The organism is Hymenobacter psychrophilus (genome assembly GCF_900107135.1).
GTDB lineage: Bacteria > Bacteroidota > Bacteroidia > Cytophagales > Hymenobacteraceae > Hymenobacter > Hymenobacter psychrophilus.
Window position 1 is genome coordinate 183,579 of the sequence record NZ_FNOV01000007.1, and the last position, 15,397, is coordinate 198,975.

Annotated in this window: 13 protein-coding genes; 6 read left to right on the plus strand and 7 right to left on the minus strand. The window is 62.2% G+C overall.

Going from position 1 to position 15,397, the window contains the following annotated elements:
- Positions 1-109: 109 nt before the first annotated feature.
- Both BLW21_RS12260 and fabD read left to right on the plus strand, forming a co-directional pair.
- On the plus strand, positions 110-2,956 hold the full coding sequence (locus BLW21_RS12260) for a T9SS type B sorting domain-containing protein (protein ID WP_092740403.1): 2,847 nt from the start codon (positions 110-112) through the stop codon (positions 2,954-2,956).
- A 193-nt stretch (positions 2,957-3,149) separates the two neighbouring features.
- A complete protein-coding gene (fabD, locus tag BLW21_RS12265) occupies positions 3,150-4,037 on the plus strand; it encodes an ACP S-malonyltransferase (protein WP_092740405.1) in 888 nt (295 codons plus the stop codon).
- 94 nt (positions 4,038-4,131) lie between these two features.
- Here fabD and folK read toward each other — a convergent pair whose 3' ends face one another.
- Together folK and BLW21_RS12275 are read right to left on the minus strand one after the other, a co-directional pair.
- Positions 4,132-4,617: a 2-amino-4-hydroxy-6-hydroxymethyldihydropteridine diphosphokinase gene (gene folK, locus BLW21_RS12270; RefSeq protein ID WP_092740407.1), complete on the minus strand. Its 486-nt coding sequence runs from the start codon at positions 4,615-4,617 to the stop codon at positions 4,132-4,134.
- Positions 4,618-4,837: 220 nt separating this feature from the next.
- Positions 4,838-5,719 carry an alpha/beta hydrolase family protein gene (locus BLW21_RS12275; protein WP_092740409.1) on the minus strand — a complete coding sequence of 294 codons (882 nt, stop codon included), beginning with the start codon at positions 5,717-5,719 and terminating at the stop codon, positions 4,838-4,840.
- Between the two features lie 109 nt (positions 5,720-5,828).
- Between BLW21_RS12275 and BLW21_RS12280 the strand changes: the two genes are divergently transcribed.
- Together BLW21_RS12280 and BLW21_RS12285 are read left to right on the plus strand one after the other, a co-directional pair.
- Positions 5,829-6,809: a polyprenyl synthetase family protein gene (locus BLW21_RS12280; RefSeq protein ID WP_092740411.1), complete on the plus strand. Its 981-nt coding sequence runs from the start codon at positions 5,829-5,831 to the stop codon at positions 6,807-6,809.
- Between the two features lie 24 nt (positions 6,810-6,833).
- The gene (locus BLW21_RS12285) at positions 6,834-8,270 is read left to right on the plus strand and encodes a hypothetical protein (protein ID WP_092740413.1); all 1,437 of its coding nucleotides are present in this window, start codon (positions 6,834-6,836) and stop codon (positions 8,268-8,270) included.
- A 98-nt stretch (positions 8,271-8,368) separates the two neighbouring features.
- On the opposite strand, the gene BLW21_RS12290 is transcribed toward BLW21_RS12285, so the two are convergent.
- From BLW21_RS12290 to BLW21_RS12310, 5 genes are all read right to left on the minus strand, one after another.
- Positions 8,369-8,887, minus strand: a complete 519-nt coding sequence (locus BLW21_RS12290) for a transposase (protein ID WP_175470952.1) — start codon at positions 8,885-8,887, stop codon at positions 8,369-8,371.
- Positions 8,833-9,171 (minus strand): transposase, encoded by a 339-nt coding sequence (locus tag BLW21_RS12295; protein WP_092740417.1) that lies wholly within the window; start codon positions 9,169-9,171, stop codon positions 8,833-8,835. The genes BLW21_RS12290 and BLW21_RS12295 overlap by 55 nt, the downstream gene beginning before the upstream one ends.
- 81 nt (positions 9,172-9,252) lie before the next feature.
- Complete coding sequence (locus BLW21_RS12300) at positions 9,253-9,549, minus strand: hypothetical protein (protein ID WP_092740419.1); 297 nt, start codon at positions 9,547-9,549, stop codon at positions 9,253-9,255.
- Between the two features lie 188 nt (positions 9,550-9,737).
- On the minus strand, positions 9,738-10,604 hold the full coding sequence (locus tag BLW21_RS12305) for a universal stress protein (protein ID WP_092740421.1): 867 nt from the start codon (positions 10,602-10,604) through the stop codon (positions 9,738-9,740).
- Between the two features lie 114 nt (positions 10,605-10,718).
- The gene (locus BLW21_RS12310; RefSeq protein WP_092740423.1) at positions 10,719-12,020 is read right to left on the minus strand and encodes a peroxiredoxin family protein; all 1,302 of its coding nucleotides are present in this window, start codon (positions 12,018-12,020) and stop codon (positions 10,719-10,721) included.
- A 233-nt stretch (positions 12,021-12,253) separates the two neighbouring features.
- Here BLW21_RS12310 and BLW21_RS12315 point away from each other — a divergent pair, with 233 nt between their 5' ends.
- The gene (locus tag BLW21_RS12315) at positions 12,254-14,554 is read left to right on the plus strand and encodes an aconitate hydratase (RefSeq protein ID WP_092740425.1); all 2,301 of its coding nucleotides are present in this window, start codon (positions 12,254-12,256) and stop codon (positions 14,552-14,554) included.
- Between the two features lie 141 nt (positions 14,555-14,695).
- Positions 14,696-15,391, plus strand: coding sequence for a TIGR02117 family protein (locus tag BLW21_RS12320; RefSeq protein WP_092740427.1), 696 nt, complete (start codon positions 14,696-14,698; stop codon positions 15,389-15,391).
- Positions 15,392-15,397: the final 6 nt, after the last annotated feature.

Here is a 15,397-nt window from a genome sequence, read left to right on the forward strand (position 1 = left end):
TCTTGCTTCGGTCTAACAACCCGCGCTGACCGATTTTTGTTAGGTTTCCGCCAGGTTTTTCCGGACCTTTCTTCCTGCTGTTTCTCTGCCTGCCAAGTTGTCTAACTATATGCGTATCGCTCTACCTATCCGCCCGTTGCAGCATTGGCTGGCGGGGCTGTTTCTGCTGGTGGCCTGCCTGGGACTGGTGCCGGCCGCCCAGGCTTCGCACCTGGCCGCCGGCGACATCCAGGCCCGCACCGACCCCAACAATCCGCGCCATATCTTTTTCACGCTCTCGCTCTACGTGGGCGTGCCTGGTCCCACCGTGGCCGAGGAAAACGAGGTCATCATCTTCTTCGACGACGGTACAGCCCAGGAGAAGATTCCGTTTGTGTCGCAGACCCGGGTAGCGCCCGAGTATCTGCTCAACATTTATAAGTTTGATCATACCTATAATTCTGCCGGACCCTATACAGTAAGCTACGCCAGCGTCAACCGGCCGGATGGAGTGCTGAATATGTCCAACTCGTCGCAGGAGAGTTTTTATATCTCTACCACCATCCTGATTAACGCTTTTATTCAAAATACTACGCCCCAATTACTGGCCCCGGCCATCGACAAGGGTAGTGTACGACAGGTGTTTTTGCATAACCCGGCCGCTTTTGATGCCGAAGGAGATTCGCTGGCCTACGAGTTGGTGCCTAGCAAGCGGGCCGGCGACCCGCGGGTGGCCCTGGCCAATGGTAACCAGCTGACTCCCGTAACGACTACTAACTTCACTTTCCCCAATAATCTGCCCGGTGTTGATGCCCGGCAGGTGGCTTACAGCGGGCCGCCCGCAGGGGTGCCCAACGATAGGGCCATCTTCAGTATTGATGCCCGCACGGGCCAGATTGTGTGGAACGCGCCAGCGCTGCAAGGCGTGTACAACGTGGCCTTTAAGGTGAAGGAATACCGCCGTACGCCCGGCCGGCCTACCATGCCAACACTGCTGAGCGAGACGGTTCGCGACATGCAGATTAATGTGAAGGCGCAAAACAACCTGCGCCCCATCATCAATGTGCCGCCCGATGTGTGCGTGGTGGCCAATACGCCCGTGCCCGGCGGTACCATAACGGCCACCGACCCCGATGGCAACCCCGTGCTGCTCGAAGCCTTTACGGGCCTGTTGCCCACGCCGGCTTCGTTTCAGCAGACCACTAAGGGGCCGCCCGTAGCCCGCGCCCTGTTCCAGTGGACGCCGACTTGCTCCTATATCCGCCGCCAGCCTTACTCGGTGCTGTTCAAGGCCACCGACGAGCCGGGCGGTGCTATTTCGCCGCTGATTGATGAGCGCATCTGGAATATTACCGTGGTCGGTCCGGCCCCGCAAAACCTGCGCCCTACCCCGCAGGGCAATACCATTCGCCTCGACTGGGACAGTTACAGCTGCCAGAATCCGGGGGCGCAGATGCTGATTTTCCGGCGCGAAGGCTGCTTTCCCTACACGCCGACCACTTGCCAGACGGGGTTGCCCGCCGGCTCGGGCTACGTGCAGATTGGCACCGTAGGAGTAGGCACCCGCACTTTCCTCGACGACAACAACGGAGCCGGCCTGACCAGGGGCAAGACTTACTCGTACCGCATATATGTGAAGTTCGCCGAGCCCGGCGGGAGCGAGAGCCTGGCTTCCAACGAAGCGTGTGTAAAAATTGAGGGCCGTGCGCCGCGCCTCACCAATGTAACCGTAGACCGCACCGACGCAGCCGCGGGCCAGATTACCGTGCGTTGGAACCAGCCGGCGCCGCTGGCCAATTTCCGCGAGCCCCGCGGGTACCGCCTCTACCGCGCCACCGGCCAGAACCCGGCGGCCGCTGACTTCCGCAAGGTGTACAGCACGACCAATCTGCTCGATACCACCTTCGTGAATACGGGCCTCAATACCACCGATAACGCCTACACCTACCGGCTCGATTTCTTCAGCAACACAATCCTCGCGGCCGATTCGGTGGAGCGCACCCAGCCGGCTTCGAGCGTGCGGCTGCGGACCACGCCCAACCCGCTGGCCAATACCGTAGCCGTAAGCTGGACGTACAATGTGCCTTGGGACAACAGCAAACGCCCCACCACGGTGTACCGGCGCGAGCCGGGGGGCACGTTCCGGCCCGTGGGCAAAGCCACCAGCACCACTACCGGCGGCACGTTCGTGGACGACGGCAAGGTACTGCCGCTGGTGAAAAACCGCACCTACTGCTACTACGTCAAGACCAACGGCACCTACAACATTGCCCTGCCCGACTCGCTCATCAACCTGAGCCAGGAGCAGTGCGCGCCCCTGCAGGCCGTGCCCTGCACGCCGATACTCACGCTCAAGCCCACCAACTGCGACAGTCTGGCCAGCCGCCTGTTCGAGTTGCCATTCACGCCTAAAACGGGCATGGTGTTCACCAACTTCCTGAGCTGGACGCTGAGCAACCAGCCGACGGAGGATTGTAGCCGCGACATTGTGCAGTATATCATCTACTTCGCACCCACTGCGGCCGATGCGCTGACCGAGCTGGCCCGCGTGCCCGGTACCCAGACCACCTACCAGCACGCCAACCTCACCACTGCCCAGGGCTGCTACGCGGTGCAGGCCGTCGACCGCAACGGGGCCGTGAGTGCGCTCAGCAACAAGGAGTGCAAGGATAACTGCCTGCTGTTCCTGATGCCCAATATCTTCACGCCCAACGCCGACGGGAAGAACGATACGTTCCGGCCCAAAGTGTTCAGCCCGATTGAGCGCACGGCCATCAAGATTTACAACCGCTGGGGCACAAAGGTGTACGAAGGCGACCGGGACCCGCTTATCAATTGGAACGGCGGCGGCATGGGCGAAGGCAACTCCAACGGCAAAGTGTCGGATGGCATGTACTTCTACCAGGCCGAGGTAACGTTTAAAGATGCCAACCGCACCACCCGCACCTTTAAAGGCTGGGTGCAGATAAACCGCTAGCCGCGGGCTTCGGCCCGCCAAAAAGCCGGGTTTCCTTCATGGGGAGCCCGGCTTTTTTGTGGGGAAGCCAGGCCGCTTTTTGCGGGCCGCTACTTTCCGGTCCGGCATTTTTATGCAGCTTGCGGCCGTAAATCTCCCGCCTGCCCCGGCGGTGCTTCCTACCGGGAGCGGCCGCGGGGCGTATTCTGACCACATGAAAGCAGTTATTTTCCCCGGCCAGGGCAGCCAGTTCAGCGGCATGGGCCGCGAGCTGTACGAACAGTACCCCGAGGCCCGGCGCCTCATGGACCAGGCCAACGACATCCTGGGCTTTTCGCTTACCAACGTGATGTTTACGGGCTCGGAGGACGAGCTGCGCCGCACTGACGTTACGCAGCCGGCTATTTTCCTGCACTCAGTGGCCCTGGCCGCCGTGCTGCCCGACTTCCGGCCCGATATGGTGGCTGGCCATTCGCTGGGCGAGTTTTCGGCCCTGGTAGCCGCCAAGGTGTTGCGGTTCGAGGATGCTCTGCAACTGGTAGCCCAGCGGGCCCGCGCCATGCAGGCCGCCTGCCAGGAACAGCCCGGCACGATGGCCGCCATTCTGGCCCTCGACGATGACACCACGGCCCGCATCTGCCAGGAAATTACAGCGGGCGGCAACATTGTGGTGGCCGCCAACTATAACTGCCCCGGCCAATTGGTGGTGTCGGGCTCGCAACGCGGCATCGAGCTGGCCTGCGAGCAGTTGAAGGCCGCCGGGGCCAAACGGGCCCTGCCGCTGCCCGTGGGCGGCGCCTTCCACTCGCCGCTGATGCAATCGGCCGAGGCGGCGCTGGCCGCGGCCATTGCTAAAACGAGCTTTGCGGCCGGCATCTGCCCCGTGTACCAGAACGTGGATGCCGCCCCGCATACCGACCCCGACGAAATCCGCGAAAACCTGGTGCGCCAGCTCACGGCTCCCGTCCGCTGGACCCAGAGCGTGCAGCGCATGGTGCAGGACGGCGCCACCGAATTCGTGGAGTGCGGCCCCGGCAAAGTGCTGCAAGGGCTGGTAAAGAAAATTGCCCCGGAAGTAACGGCCGGCTCAGCAGTAGTATAGGTCTGCCCGCTGTTACCGAAAAGGTCCTGCCAATTCATGGCAGGACCTTTTTTGTGTCTGCGTTTCCAGTTTCACCCGTCATAGTTTGGTGAGACTAACTACTTACCCACGTAACCGCCAGTTCATCGGGGCAGTCGGCCAGCAGCTGGGCTACGGTGCGGCCTAGCGCCGGATGCGGCACAGCGGCCGCAATTTCGGCCAGGGGCAGTAAGGCAAAGCGACGCTCCGGCAGGCACGGGTGCGGCAGCTGAAGCGTGGGAGTTTCGAGCACTAAATCGGCGTAGAGCAGGATATCCACATCGAGCGTACGGGCGCCCCAGCGCACCAGCCGCTGCCGGCCGGCGTGCTGCTCGGCGGCCAGGCAGGCAGCCAGCAGCTGGGTAGGGGAGAGGCTGGTTTGTACTTCCAGGGCCTGATTGAGAAAGGCCGGCTGCTCAGTCAGGCCCCAAGCGGCCGTTTCGTAGAGGCCCGAGGCCGCCGTTACCGGGCCGGCCGTGCGGCCCAATTCATCGGCCGCCGTCCGCAACGTGGCGGTTCGGTCGCCGAGGTTGGAGCCGAGTAGGAGGTAGGCGGTTTTCAAGCGAGTTAGAAACGATAAATGGAAAGTGCCGGTAGAAGGCACGTACGCACTCTTGGCAGTGGTTTTAACTACTGTGACGCAGTTGGCTTCGTTTGTACAAGCCCGCACGCTGTAGCGCGAACTTTGTAGTTCGCGTCCCCGCACCGTTCAGCTGGCTTTTACGGCGCGGGGCCGCGAACTGCAAAGTTCGCGCTACTGGCAACGGCGTAACAGCAGAGTTTTAACTTCTCATTTTCAATTCAAAAAACTCCGCCGTGGCCTCGGCCGCCTGCTGGGCTTGTTCGGGTAGCTCGGCCGCGGGCCAGGGGTGGGCGCCGCCAAAGTTGTGGGTGGTGCCGGCCAGCACCCGCAGCTCGGCGGCGGGCTGCCACGCGTGCAGCTGGCGGGCGCGCTCCAGCGGCACGGTTTCGTCCTGGTCGCCGTGCAGAATGAGCACGGGACGGTCGGCGAGCTGTTGGCGCAGGTTCTGCTCGATGTTCAGGCGGTCCTGGTGCTGGTAGTAGTTCTCCACAAGCTGGTAGTAGAGCGGTAGCTGCTGCCTGGTGCGCGAGTTCTCCACGTGCAGCACGCCCTTGAGCTGCCAGTCGGCCATTTGCTGCTCGGTCCAGCCCGGGTTTACGTTGCTGATGGCCGCCCACGTAGCCACGGCCCGCACCCGGATGTCTTCGGCCGCTTTCAGCAGCACCAGCCCGCCGCCCCGGCTGTGGCCAATGAGCGCCAGCCGCGAGAGGTCCATTTCGGCGGCCGGAATGCCCGTCTGGCCCGGCTGGTGCAGGGCGTCGAGTAGGGCTCCCAGGTCGTCGAGCTCGATGCTGAAGTTGTTGCGGCCGAAGGCTTCCAGGTCCTCCAAATCGCCGGAGCCGCCTACTACTACGCCGTTGTGCGAGAGGTTGAGCTTCACGAACACGAAACCCCGGCGGGCAAACCAATCGGCCAGCACATGGAAGTGGCCCCAGTCTTTGAACCCCTTGAAGCCGTGCACGAATACCACTACCGGCTTGGCCCGGCCATCGGCCACGAAGCGCGCATCGGCGGCAAACGGGCGGCGGTGGTGGGGGGCAGACAGCAGGAAATCGACGGTGGTGGGCTGAGTTGTAGGCATGGGGCTAAGGTAGACAGGAGTGAAATAAGAACGTCGTTCCGGCCTTGTTCACTCCGAAACGCCACCCCAACCCCTTTTCCCGTATCATTGCAGTGCCCAACTACGCCGCATGACCATTTCGCTGGACCAGATACAGGCTCCGATTGCCTTGGAGATGGTGGAATTCGAAAAGAAATTCCGCCAGTCGATGCAGACTAAACAGCTGCTGCTCGATAAAATCATGGGCTATATTATCAAGCGCAAGGGCAAGCAGATCCGGCCGATGTTCGTGTTTTTCACGGCCAAAATCTGCGGTGGCGACCCGCTGCCCGAAGCCACCTTCCGCGGCGCGGCCCTGATCGAGCTGCTGCACACGGCCACGCTCGTGCACGACGATGTGGTGGACGAGAGCAACTACCGCCGGGGTTTTTTCTCCATCAATGCGCTGTGGAAGAACAAGATAGCCGTGCTCGTGGGCGACTATCTGCTGAGTAAGGGCCTGCTGCTGAGCCTGGAAAACGACGACTACGAGCTGCTCAAAATCGTGAGCAATGCCGTGAAGGAGCTCAGCGAGGGCGAGTTGCTGCAGATTGAGAAGGCCCGCCGCCTCGACATTACCGAGGACGTGTACTTCGATATCATCCGCCAGAAAACGGCCTCGCTCATTGCCTCCTGCTGCGCCGTAGGGGCCGCCTCGGCCGGCGCCGACCGCGAAACGGTGGAGCGGGCCCGGCTGTTTGGCGAGAAGGTGGGCATGGCCTTCCAGATAAAAGACGACCTGTTCGACTACGGCACGGCCGAAATCGGCAAGCCGCTGGGTATCGATATCAAGGAAAAAAAGATGACCCTGCCGCTGATTTACGCCCTGCAGCAGGCCGACTGGCTCACCAAGCGCCGCGTGATTTTCAACGTGAAAAATAACGATGGCCGCCGCGACCGGGTGCAGCAGGTAATTGAGTTCGTGAAGCAGTCGGGCGGGCTGGCTTACGCCATTGCCGTGATGGAGCGCTACCGCGACGAGGCCCTGACCGTGCTGCGGACTTTCCCCGAATCGGCCTCGCGCACCTCGCTCGAACAGCTCATCAACTACACCATCGAGCGCGAAAAGTAGCCGCCCACTCCGACGCCTGCCCGCATGAAAACGCGCTACCTGCTGCCGCTGCTGTTGCTGTTCGTGGCCCTCGATTTGGGCTATACCGGCTGGCAGAATTACCGTATGCCCCTCGATGGCGACCTGGCCTACATCGTGCTGCCCGCGCCCGACTGCCGGCCCGTGCTTTCGGACCCGTTTGGCTGGGCCGCGCTTACCCGGCACGAGCTGTACACGGCGCCCAACCGCTTTTTCGCCCACGCGGCCATGGTGGTCTACTTCAAAACAGTGCCGTTTGGGTTGCAGAAGTTTCTGCTGCCCATAACCAGCGTGTACGTGGCCTGCGGGCTGTTTAGTGCCGCGGTGCAGGCACTGGTGCTCTACGTGCTGGCCCTGTACGCCAGCGGCCGGGCCCGCCCAGGCCGCCGGTTCTGGCTCACGGTAGCCGTGCTGGTGCCGCTGTTTCAGTCGGCGGGCTACCACAACCAGATGGGCATTATTGATAACGCCATCACCTACACGTTCTTCTATGCCTTCCCGCTGGCGCTGCTGGGGCTGTTTTACTGGCCTTTTTACCGGGCAGCGCAAGATGGGGAAGCATTCCGGCCGCGCTGGTGGCAGGTTGGGCTGCTGGCGGGGCTGGCCGTGGTACTGAGCTTTAATGGGCCAATTATTCCGGGCGTGGTGGCCGTGCTGCAAACCGGTATCTGCCTGCACTGGCTGGGGCGGCAATGGCGGGCCACGGGCGGAAGCTGGCGGGCCGTGGCGCAGCGGGTACCGTGGGCGGCGTTTGGTTTGCTGCTGCTGCTGGGGGCGCTGTGCCTGTATTCGCTGTACATCGGGCAGTTCGAGCTGGAAAGCCGCGACATCACCATTCCGCTGGCCGAGCGCTACCGCCGGCTGCCTACAGGCCTCAATGAAACCTTTTTTCGGCGGCCCGCGCTGGCTATTCTGCTGGGCGTGGTGCTGCTGAATACGCTGCTGATTGGCCGCCTGCTGCCCGCCACGCCCGAAAGCCGGCGGCTGCGGCAGCTGCTGGGCTGGCTGGCACTATTTGCGGTGGCCTACATGCTGCTGCTGCCGCTGGGCGGCTACCGCGCGTACCGCCCCGACATCATCCGTCGCGACTCCATTATGCCTGTTTTGCTGGGCCTGATGGCCCTCTACGGTGCCACTACTTACTACCTGGCCGCCCACCTGCCGGGCCGCCGCCGCCTCGGCTTCCTGGGCTGGGTAGCCGCGCTAAGCGTGTTCTACACCGTTTCTGATAACACCTGGCGCTACCCCACCAACGCCTGCCAGCGCGAGGCCCTCGAAACGCTGGCCCACGCCACCACGCCCACCGTAGCTCTTCCCCAAACCTGCCCGGTGCTGGCCTGGGCGCCCATCCCTACCTACGCCGAGTCCGATATCCAGGCCCAACTGCTGGCCTACTGGAACATCACCCGTGGCAAGCGCCAGCTTCAACAGCCCACTGAATAAATCATAGCTGGTGCAGATGCCGCTGCTGTTGGCGTCAGCAAACTAAAAGCCCCACCGGACCAAAATCCAGTGGGGCTTTTGCTTAGAAGCTGTTTGAGTTAGCAAAATTTAAGTATCCGTTTGATATTCGCTACGGTAATCCACACGTTGGCGTGGCACAGTGTCCGGTCGTACTCTTTTGACAAGCGGCGATTAGCGCTGAGCCACGCGAACGTGCGCTCCACAATCCAGCGCCAGGCATGAATGCAGAAATTCGTTTTCTCCACCAGCACGTGGGCTGGTTTCTCGACCCGAATCCCGTAGCGTTTCGCCAAATGTTCCCGAAAGACGCCGTTAAACGAGCTGTCCACGAAGACGACCTGCACCCGCCCCAACAGCTCGTGCGTGGCGACCACCTCATCCCAGAAGGCAATGGCGGCGGCCCCGTCCACCGCGTCGGCGGGCAACACCCGACTAGCCAATACGTTCCCCAGCGTGTCGGTCAGCACCAGGCGCTTGCGGCCTTTGACCAGCTTGCCCGCATCGAAGCCCACGGTCGCCCCGGTGGCGGTGGCCGCATTTTTCACGCTTTGCGTGTCGAGGATGACGGCCGTGGGCCAGGCTTTTTTTCGGCCCACTCCCGGCTGCTCACGTTCAGGCAGGTGTTGACCCGTTGCCAAGTCCCATCGACCTCCCACTTGGCAAAATACCAGTACACCGTGCCCCAGGGTGGTAAATCACCCGGCAAATCCCGCCACACGCACCCGTTCTTGAGCACGTAGAAAATGGCGTTCACCACCTCCCACAACGGCCATTTACCGCGCCGACGCACCACGAGCAACGGCTCCAACTGCTGCCAATCGTGCGCCGATAAATCCGAACTGTACCGCTTCCGAACGGCTGAAATCTCTGCTGCTTGCATCCAGCAAAATTAACTCAAACAGCTTCTTACAAATCTAGAGCGGATGACGCCTGCAACAGTGGCATCTGCAACAGCTGTGATTTAGTGCTGCACCTGGTAATACACCTGCTCGGGCTTTACTTCTGATACTTCAAAGCGTACCCCTTTGGGGCTGCTGTTGACGGTGATTTCGTGGGTCATGTCGCAGGTGGGGCACTGGAGCTGCTCGGTTTCGTACTGGCCGTCATCGGGCATGGTGGCGAAGTGCTCGGCGGCGGGCACGCCGATGGAAGCCGTGAAAACCTCCTGGTTGCACTTGTTGCACTCGAACTTGAGGCCTACGGTGTGGCCCTGAAGTTCATCGATGGGGGCGGGGGTGCTTTTTTGCTGAATCCACATAAAGAAAGGCTGGTTTAGGTGATAGGTTGGTTGTTGGAAAAGGACAGTAGGGCCCGTGAGCCCGGCTTGGTGTACGCAGAAACACCAGCGCGGGGTTGGGCCGGTACGCAACCAGCCCAACCCCGCGCTGCGAATCTGGCCCCACGGCCGGAGCGGCGGTGTTTGCAGAGGCCAGTTGCTGCCGCCGGCTACAAATGAAATGTAAGCACCGGCTGGGCCGACTGGAAGGCCACCTTCTCGGCCACGCTGCCCTGGAAAAACCGGCTGAACGCCGAGCGGGCGTGAGTGGGCACCACAATCAGGCCGGCGGCCAGCTTGCGGGCCGCGTCCGTAATGCCACTGCTGATGCTGCCGGCTTCCATGAGCACCGCCTCGGCGGGCGCCAGCTGGTGGCGCTCTATGAAATCGTCTATCTGCTGGCGGGCCTGGCCGGCGTTTTCGTCCGTTACGTGCAGCAGGTGCAGCTGCGCCTCCGGAAACAGCTGCCGCACCTGCCGCAGCCCGGGCACGGCCTGGTCGGCCTCATCGCCAAAATCGGAGGCGAATACGATGTCGCGCACCGCATCGAGGTCGGCGGCCTGCTTCACGGCCAGTACCGGGCAGGGCGCCAGGCGCACCAGCTGCTCGGTGTTCGAGGAGGCGAAGAAGCGCTCAATGGCGTCGTGCTGCTGCGTGCCGAGTACCACCAGGTCGATGTGGCGCTGCTCAATCACCTTCAGAATAGCGTCGTCCACGTCTACCTGGTCGGTCAGGTCGTGCACGGGCACATCGGGGGCCAGCTGGGCGGCCTCGGCCAGCAGCAGGTGCATGCGCTGGCGGGTGGCTTCCATAAGCTTGATGACGAAAATCCGGTCGATGCCATGCGTGCCGGACAGTTCGGCGCTGCCTACCGGCCCGCCAAAGCTGCTGAAATTGGCCGTGCGCGGCTGGTCGGGCAGGGCCAGTACGTGCAGCAGCGTAACCGAGCCGCCCGTGCGCCGGGCCAGCTGCAGCGCGGTCCGAAAGGCGTGGTGCGCCTCGGCCGAAAAGTCGGTGGGAACCAGGATGTTTTTCATAAGCCGGAGAGGAAAGAGGTGGAACAAAACAACGCCGCCCGGACAACGCCAGGCCGGAGCAGGGCATCACCCGGGCGGTATAGTTCTATACGCAGCCCAACCGTAAAGGCTTATTTACTCGGCCAATAGCTGGTCCATGGTTTTGTTGAATTCGGCGTTCTGCTGCGCGTAGTACTGGCCGGTGCCGGGACCCGAGAAGCCGGTGTGAATCTTGCGCACTTCGCCTTTTTTGTCGATGAAAATGATGGTTGGGAAAGCCAGCACCTTTTGCACCTGGGGCAGCGTCTGGCCGGCCGCGTCCTTGTCGGCGGTGCCGGCCAGGGCCAGGTCGTAGCCCACATTCAGGCGCTGCTTCATCTTCGTCAGCTTGCGCTTGGCCGTCGCCTCATCGTCGGAGGCCCGCTCGTAGCCCAGGCCGATAATCTCGACGCCGCGCTGCTTGTTTTGGGCATACCAGGGGGCCAGGAAGTTGGTTTCGTCCATGCAGTTGGGGCACCACGAGCCCAGCAGCTGCACCACCACCACTTTGCCCTTATACTTGGGGTCGGTGATGGAAACCGTGCCGCCTTCAATGCCGGGGAAGCTAAAGTCGAGCTTTTTCTGGCCGGACTTCATGCCGGTCAGGGCGCTGGCGTCGGGTAGCTTGGCGTTGGCATCCTTTACCGCCGTCCAGGTTTCGTGGCCGGTGAGGCCGGAGTAGAAGTCGCCTTCCAGGCGCGTGGCGTTATCGGGGGTGGTGCTTCCGGGCTGCCGGCCAGTGAACAAAAAGCCGTGGCTTCCGTCGAAAGTGCTTAACATGAGCTGGTTGCCATCAGCCTGCCCCGAAAGGTAGCGGTAGTCGCCGGTGGTGGTAAGAAAAGTGCCCGTAACGCCTGCTGGCGTTTGCGTGAATACGCCCACCGCCGGGTAGGTATTTCCTGTATCATCCTTGAAACTGACTTTCCAGGTACCGTCGAAGGACAATACCTTCTGATCTGCCATTACCGGAAACAGCGGCTGCGCCCCCTTCTCTGCCGTCAGCGGCACGCGGTAGGGCTTGCCGGCGTCGTACTTCACCCAGGCACCCGTCAGCTTGCCTTCGCCGGCGGCGCGCACGACCAGCGCAGCATCAAACACGCCCAGCTTGATGGTGGTCGAGTCGCCGGCCGTCGTTATTTCATCCAATTTCAGGCGCTCCTCGCCGTTGCGCAGCGTTACGGTGGGCTGGCCGTCGTCGGTGGCTACGTCGAACAGAAACGGAATCTGCTGGTCCTGGGTGGCGAGTACGCCGCGCCAGGTGCCGGCCGTGAGGGGCGAGGCCGCGGCAGTGGTGGCCGCGTTTGTTTCGGCAGTTTCGGGGTTGGATTGGCAGGCGGCCGCGGCCAATGCCAGTGTGGCCCCGGCTATGGCCTTGCGCCAGAAGAAGGCAACGGGCATGGTTGAAAAGGAGTAAAAGTGAATTGGTGGCTAAATTACGGCGGAGCCTGCATAGTTTATAAAGCAGTGCCCCGCCGGGCCGCCGCCGTCGCTGGCCGAATTCTTTTGAGAATTTCTAAATAGGCCCTTAGCCGGGTCCGGCGGCATTTGTTTGGCTTGCCGGACCCCGGCGCTTAACTATATTTGCATATCTGCCCCGGCAGGCTCGTTCTCTCCACTTTTTCAACCTGATTATGGCATTCGATTTAGAAATGATTAAGGCCGTGTACGCCGGCATGGGCACCCGCATCGAGGCGGCCCGGTCGGCGGTCGGCCGTCCGCTCACCCTGACGGAAAAAATTCTGTACGCCCACCTGTACGGCGGTACCGTTTCGCAGGCCTACGAGCGGGGCGTTTCCTACGTCGATTTCTCGCCCGACCGCGTGGCCATGCAGGATGCCACCGCCCAAATGGCCCTGCTCCAGTTCATGCAGGCCGGCAAGCACACGGCCGCCGTACCCAGCACCGTCCATTGCGACCACCTGATTCAGGCCAAAGTAGGCGCCGACATCGATTTGGCCACTGCCAACTCCGAGAACAAGGAAGTGTACGATTTCCTGGCCTCGGTTTCCAATAAGTACGGCCTCGGCTTCTGGAAGCCCGGCGCGGGCATCATTCACCAGGTAGTGCTCGAAAACTACGCCTTCCCCGGCGGCATGATGATCGGCACCGACTCGCACACGCCCAACGCGGGTGGCCTGGGCATGATTGCCATTGGCGTAGGCGGCGCCGATGCCGTGGACGTAATGGCCGGCATGGCCTGGGAGCTGAAATTCCCGAAAGTAATCGGCGTGAAGCTGACCGGTAAGCTCTCGGGCTGGACCTCGGCCAAAGACGTGATTCTGAAAGTAGCCGGCATTCTGACCGTGAAAGGCGGCACCGGTGCTATTGTCGAGTACTTCGGCGAAGGCGCCGAGAACCTCTCGGCTACCGGCAAAGGCACCATCTGCAACATGGGCGCCGAAATTGGCGCGACCACCTCGGTGTTCAGCTTCGATGAGAAGATGGCCGTGTACCTGCGCGGCACCGGTCGCGCCGAAGTGGCCGAGCTGGCCGCCGGCGTGCGCCAGCACCTGCGCGCCGATGACGAGGTGTACCAGAACCCCGAGAACTTCTACGACCAGCTCATCGAAATCGACCTCAACACGCTGGAGCCCTACGTGAACGGCCCGTTCACGCCGGACGCTGCCTGGCCGATTTCGGAATTCGCTTCGGCCGTGCGCGAGCATGGCTGGCCCGAGAAGCTGGAAGTGGGCCTGATCGGCTCGTGCACCAACTCCAGCTACGAGGACATCACCCGCGCCGCCTCCATCGCCAAGCAGGCCGCCGATAAGGGCCTGACCGTGCAGGCCGAGTACACAGTAACGCCCGGCTCGGAGCTGGTGCGCTACACCGTAGAGCGCGACGGCCTGCTCGATACGTTTGCCCAGATGGGCGGCGTGGTGCTGGCTAACGCCTGCGGTCCGTGCATTGGCCAGTGGGCCCGCCACACCGACGACCCCAAGCGCCGCAACTCCATTATCACGAGCTTCAACCGCAACTTTGCCAAGCGCAACGACGGCAACCCCAACACCCACGCCTTCGTGGCCTCGCCCGAAATCGTGACGGCCTTCGCCATTGCCGGCGACCTGACCTTCAACCCACTCACCGACACGCTGACGACCAGCACCGGCGAGCAGGTGAAGTTCGACGAGCCCGTCGGCATCGAGATGCCGCCTCGCGGCTTTGCCGTGGAGGATGCCGGTTACCAGCAGCCCGCCGCCGATGGCTCGGGCGTAAACGTGATGGTGTCGCCGGAATCTGACCGGCTGCAGCTGCTCGAGCCCTTCAAGGCCTGGAACGGCACCGACCTGCTGGGGCTGCGCCTGCTCATCAAGGCCAAAGGCAAGTGCACCACCGACCACATTTCGATGGCCGGCCCGTGGCTGAAGTACCGCGGCCACTTGGATAACATCTCCAACAACATGCTCATCGGGGCTACCAACGCCTTTACTGAGCAGACCAACTCGGTAAAAGACGCCCTCACGCAGGGTACGCCCTACTCGGCCGTGCCGTTGGTAGCGCGCAACTACAAAGCCCAGGGCATTGGCTCGGTGGTAGTGGGTGATGAGAACTACGGCGAAGGCAGCTCGCGCGAGCACGCCGCCATGGAGCCCCGCCACCTCGGCGTGCGCGCCGTGCTGGTGAAATCCTTCGCCCGGATTCATGAAACCAACCTCAAAAAGCAGGGTATGCTGGGCCTCACCTTCGACAACAAGGCCGATTACGACCTGATTGAGGAGGACGACACCATCGACATCCTCGGCCTGACGGACTTCCAGCCCGGCAAGCCCCTGCAGGTGCGCCTGCACCACGCCGACGGCGACACGGACCTCATCACGGTGAACCACACCTACAACGAGGGCCAGATTGCCTGGTTCAAGGCCGGCTCGGCCCTGAACCTGATTCGCCAGATGGAAGTTGGCGGCGATGCCCAGCTTTCGGAGCGCGTGTAGCTGATTCGAGCTGATTGAAAACGGCCGCCTTCCCGGATAGGGAAGGCGGCCGTTTTTTGTGGCGCAGCGGGCCGCCGGGGCCGGAAAACGAGCCTTTTGGCGCCAGCCGCGTATAGGCAGACTTCCCGCTTTCCCTTTCCCATGAAAAAATCGAACCCGCTTTACCCGGTAACTGCCGCCGTTGCCTATACCGGCGCGGGCATTATTGGGCTGGTAACCGTGTATTTGCTGGCTTCTGTGGCGCTTTCGGCCATTCCGGTGGCCGGCAGCGGCGCAACGCCGGCGCCGGGCAAAGGCGTGCAGGTATACCTGCTTTCCAATGGCGTGCACACCGATTTGGTACTGCCCGTGCGCAGCCCTCAAAAAGACTGGACGCAGTTTATCTCCTACGCCGACACGCCCGCCAACGACGCCAGCCAGGAATTTGTGGGCTTTGGCTGGGGCGACCGGGGTTTCTACCTCGATACGCCCACCTGGGCCGAGCTCAAGCTCAGCACCGGCCTGAAAGCCATGTTCTGGCTCGGTACCACGGCCATGCACACCACCTTCCACCACCGCCCCGAAGTAGGCCCCAAGTGCGTCCTGCTCACGCTCACGCCGGCCGAGTACGACAAGCTTATTCATTTCATCGAAACCAAGTTTGATGTGGATGCCCAAGGCCGCTCCCAGCAGATAAAGGGCCACAGCTACGGCGAGAACGATGCCTTCTACGTCGCCAACGGCACCTATAATCTCTTCGATACCTGCAACAGCTGGACCAACCGCGGCCTGAAAACCGCCGGCCAGCCCGCCGCCCTCTGGACGCCCTTCGACTTCGGCATGTTCTGGCACTACTAGGTTTTT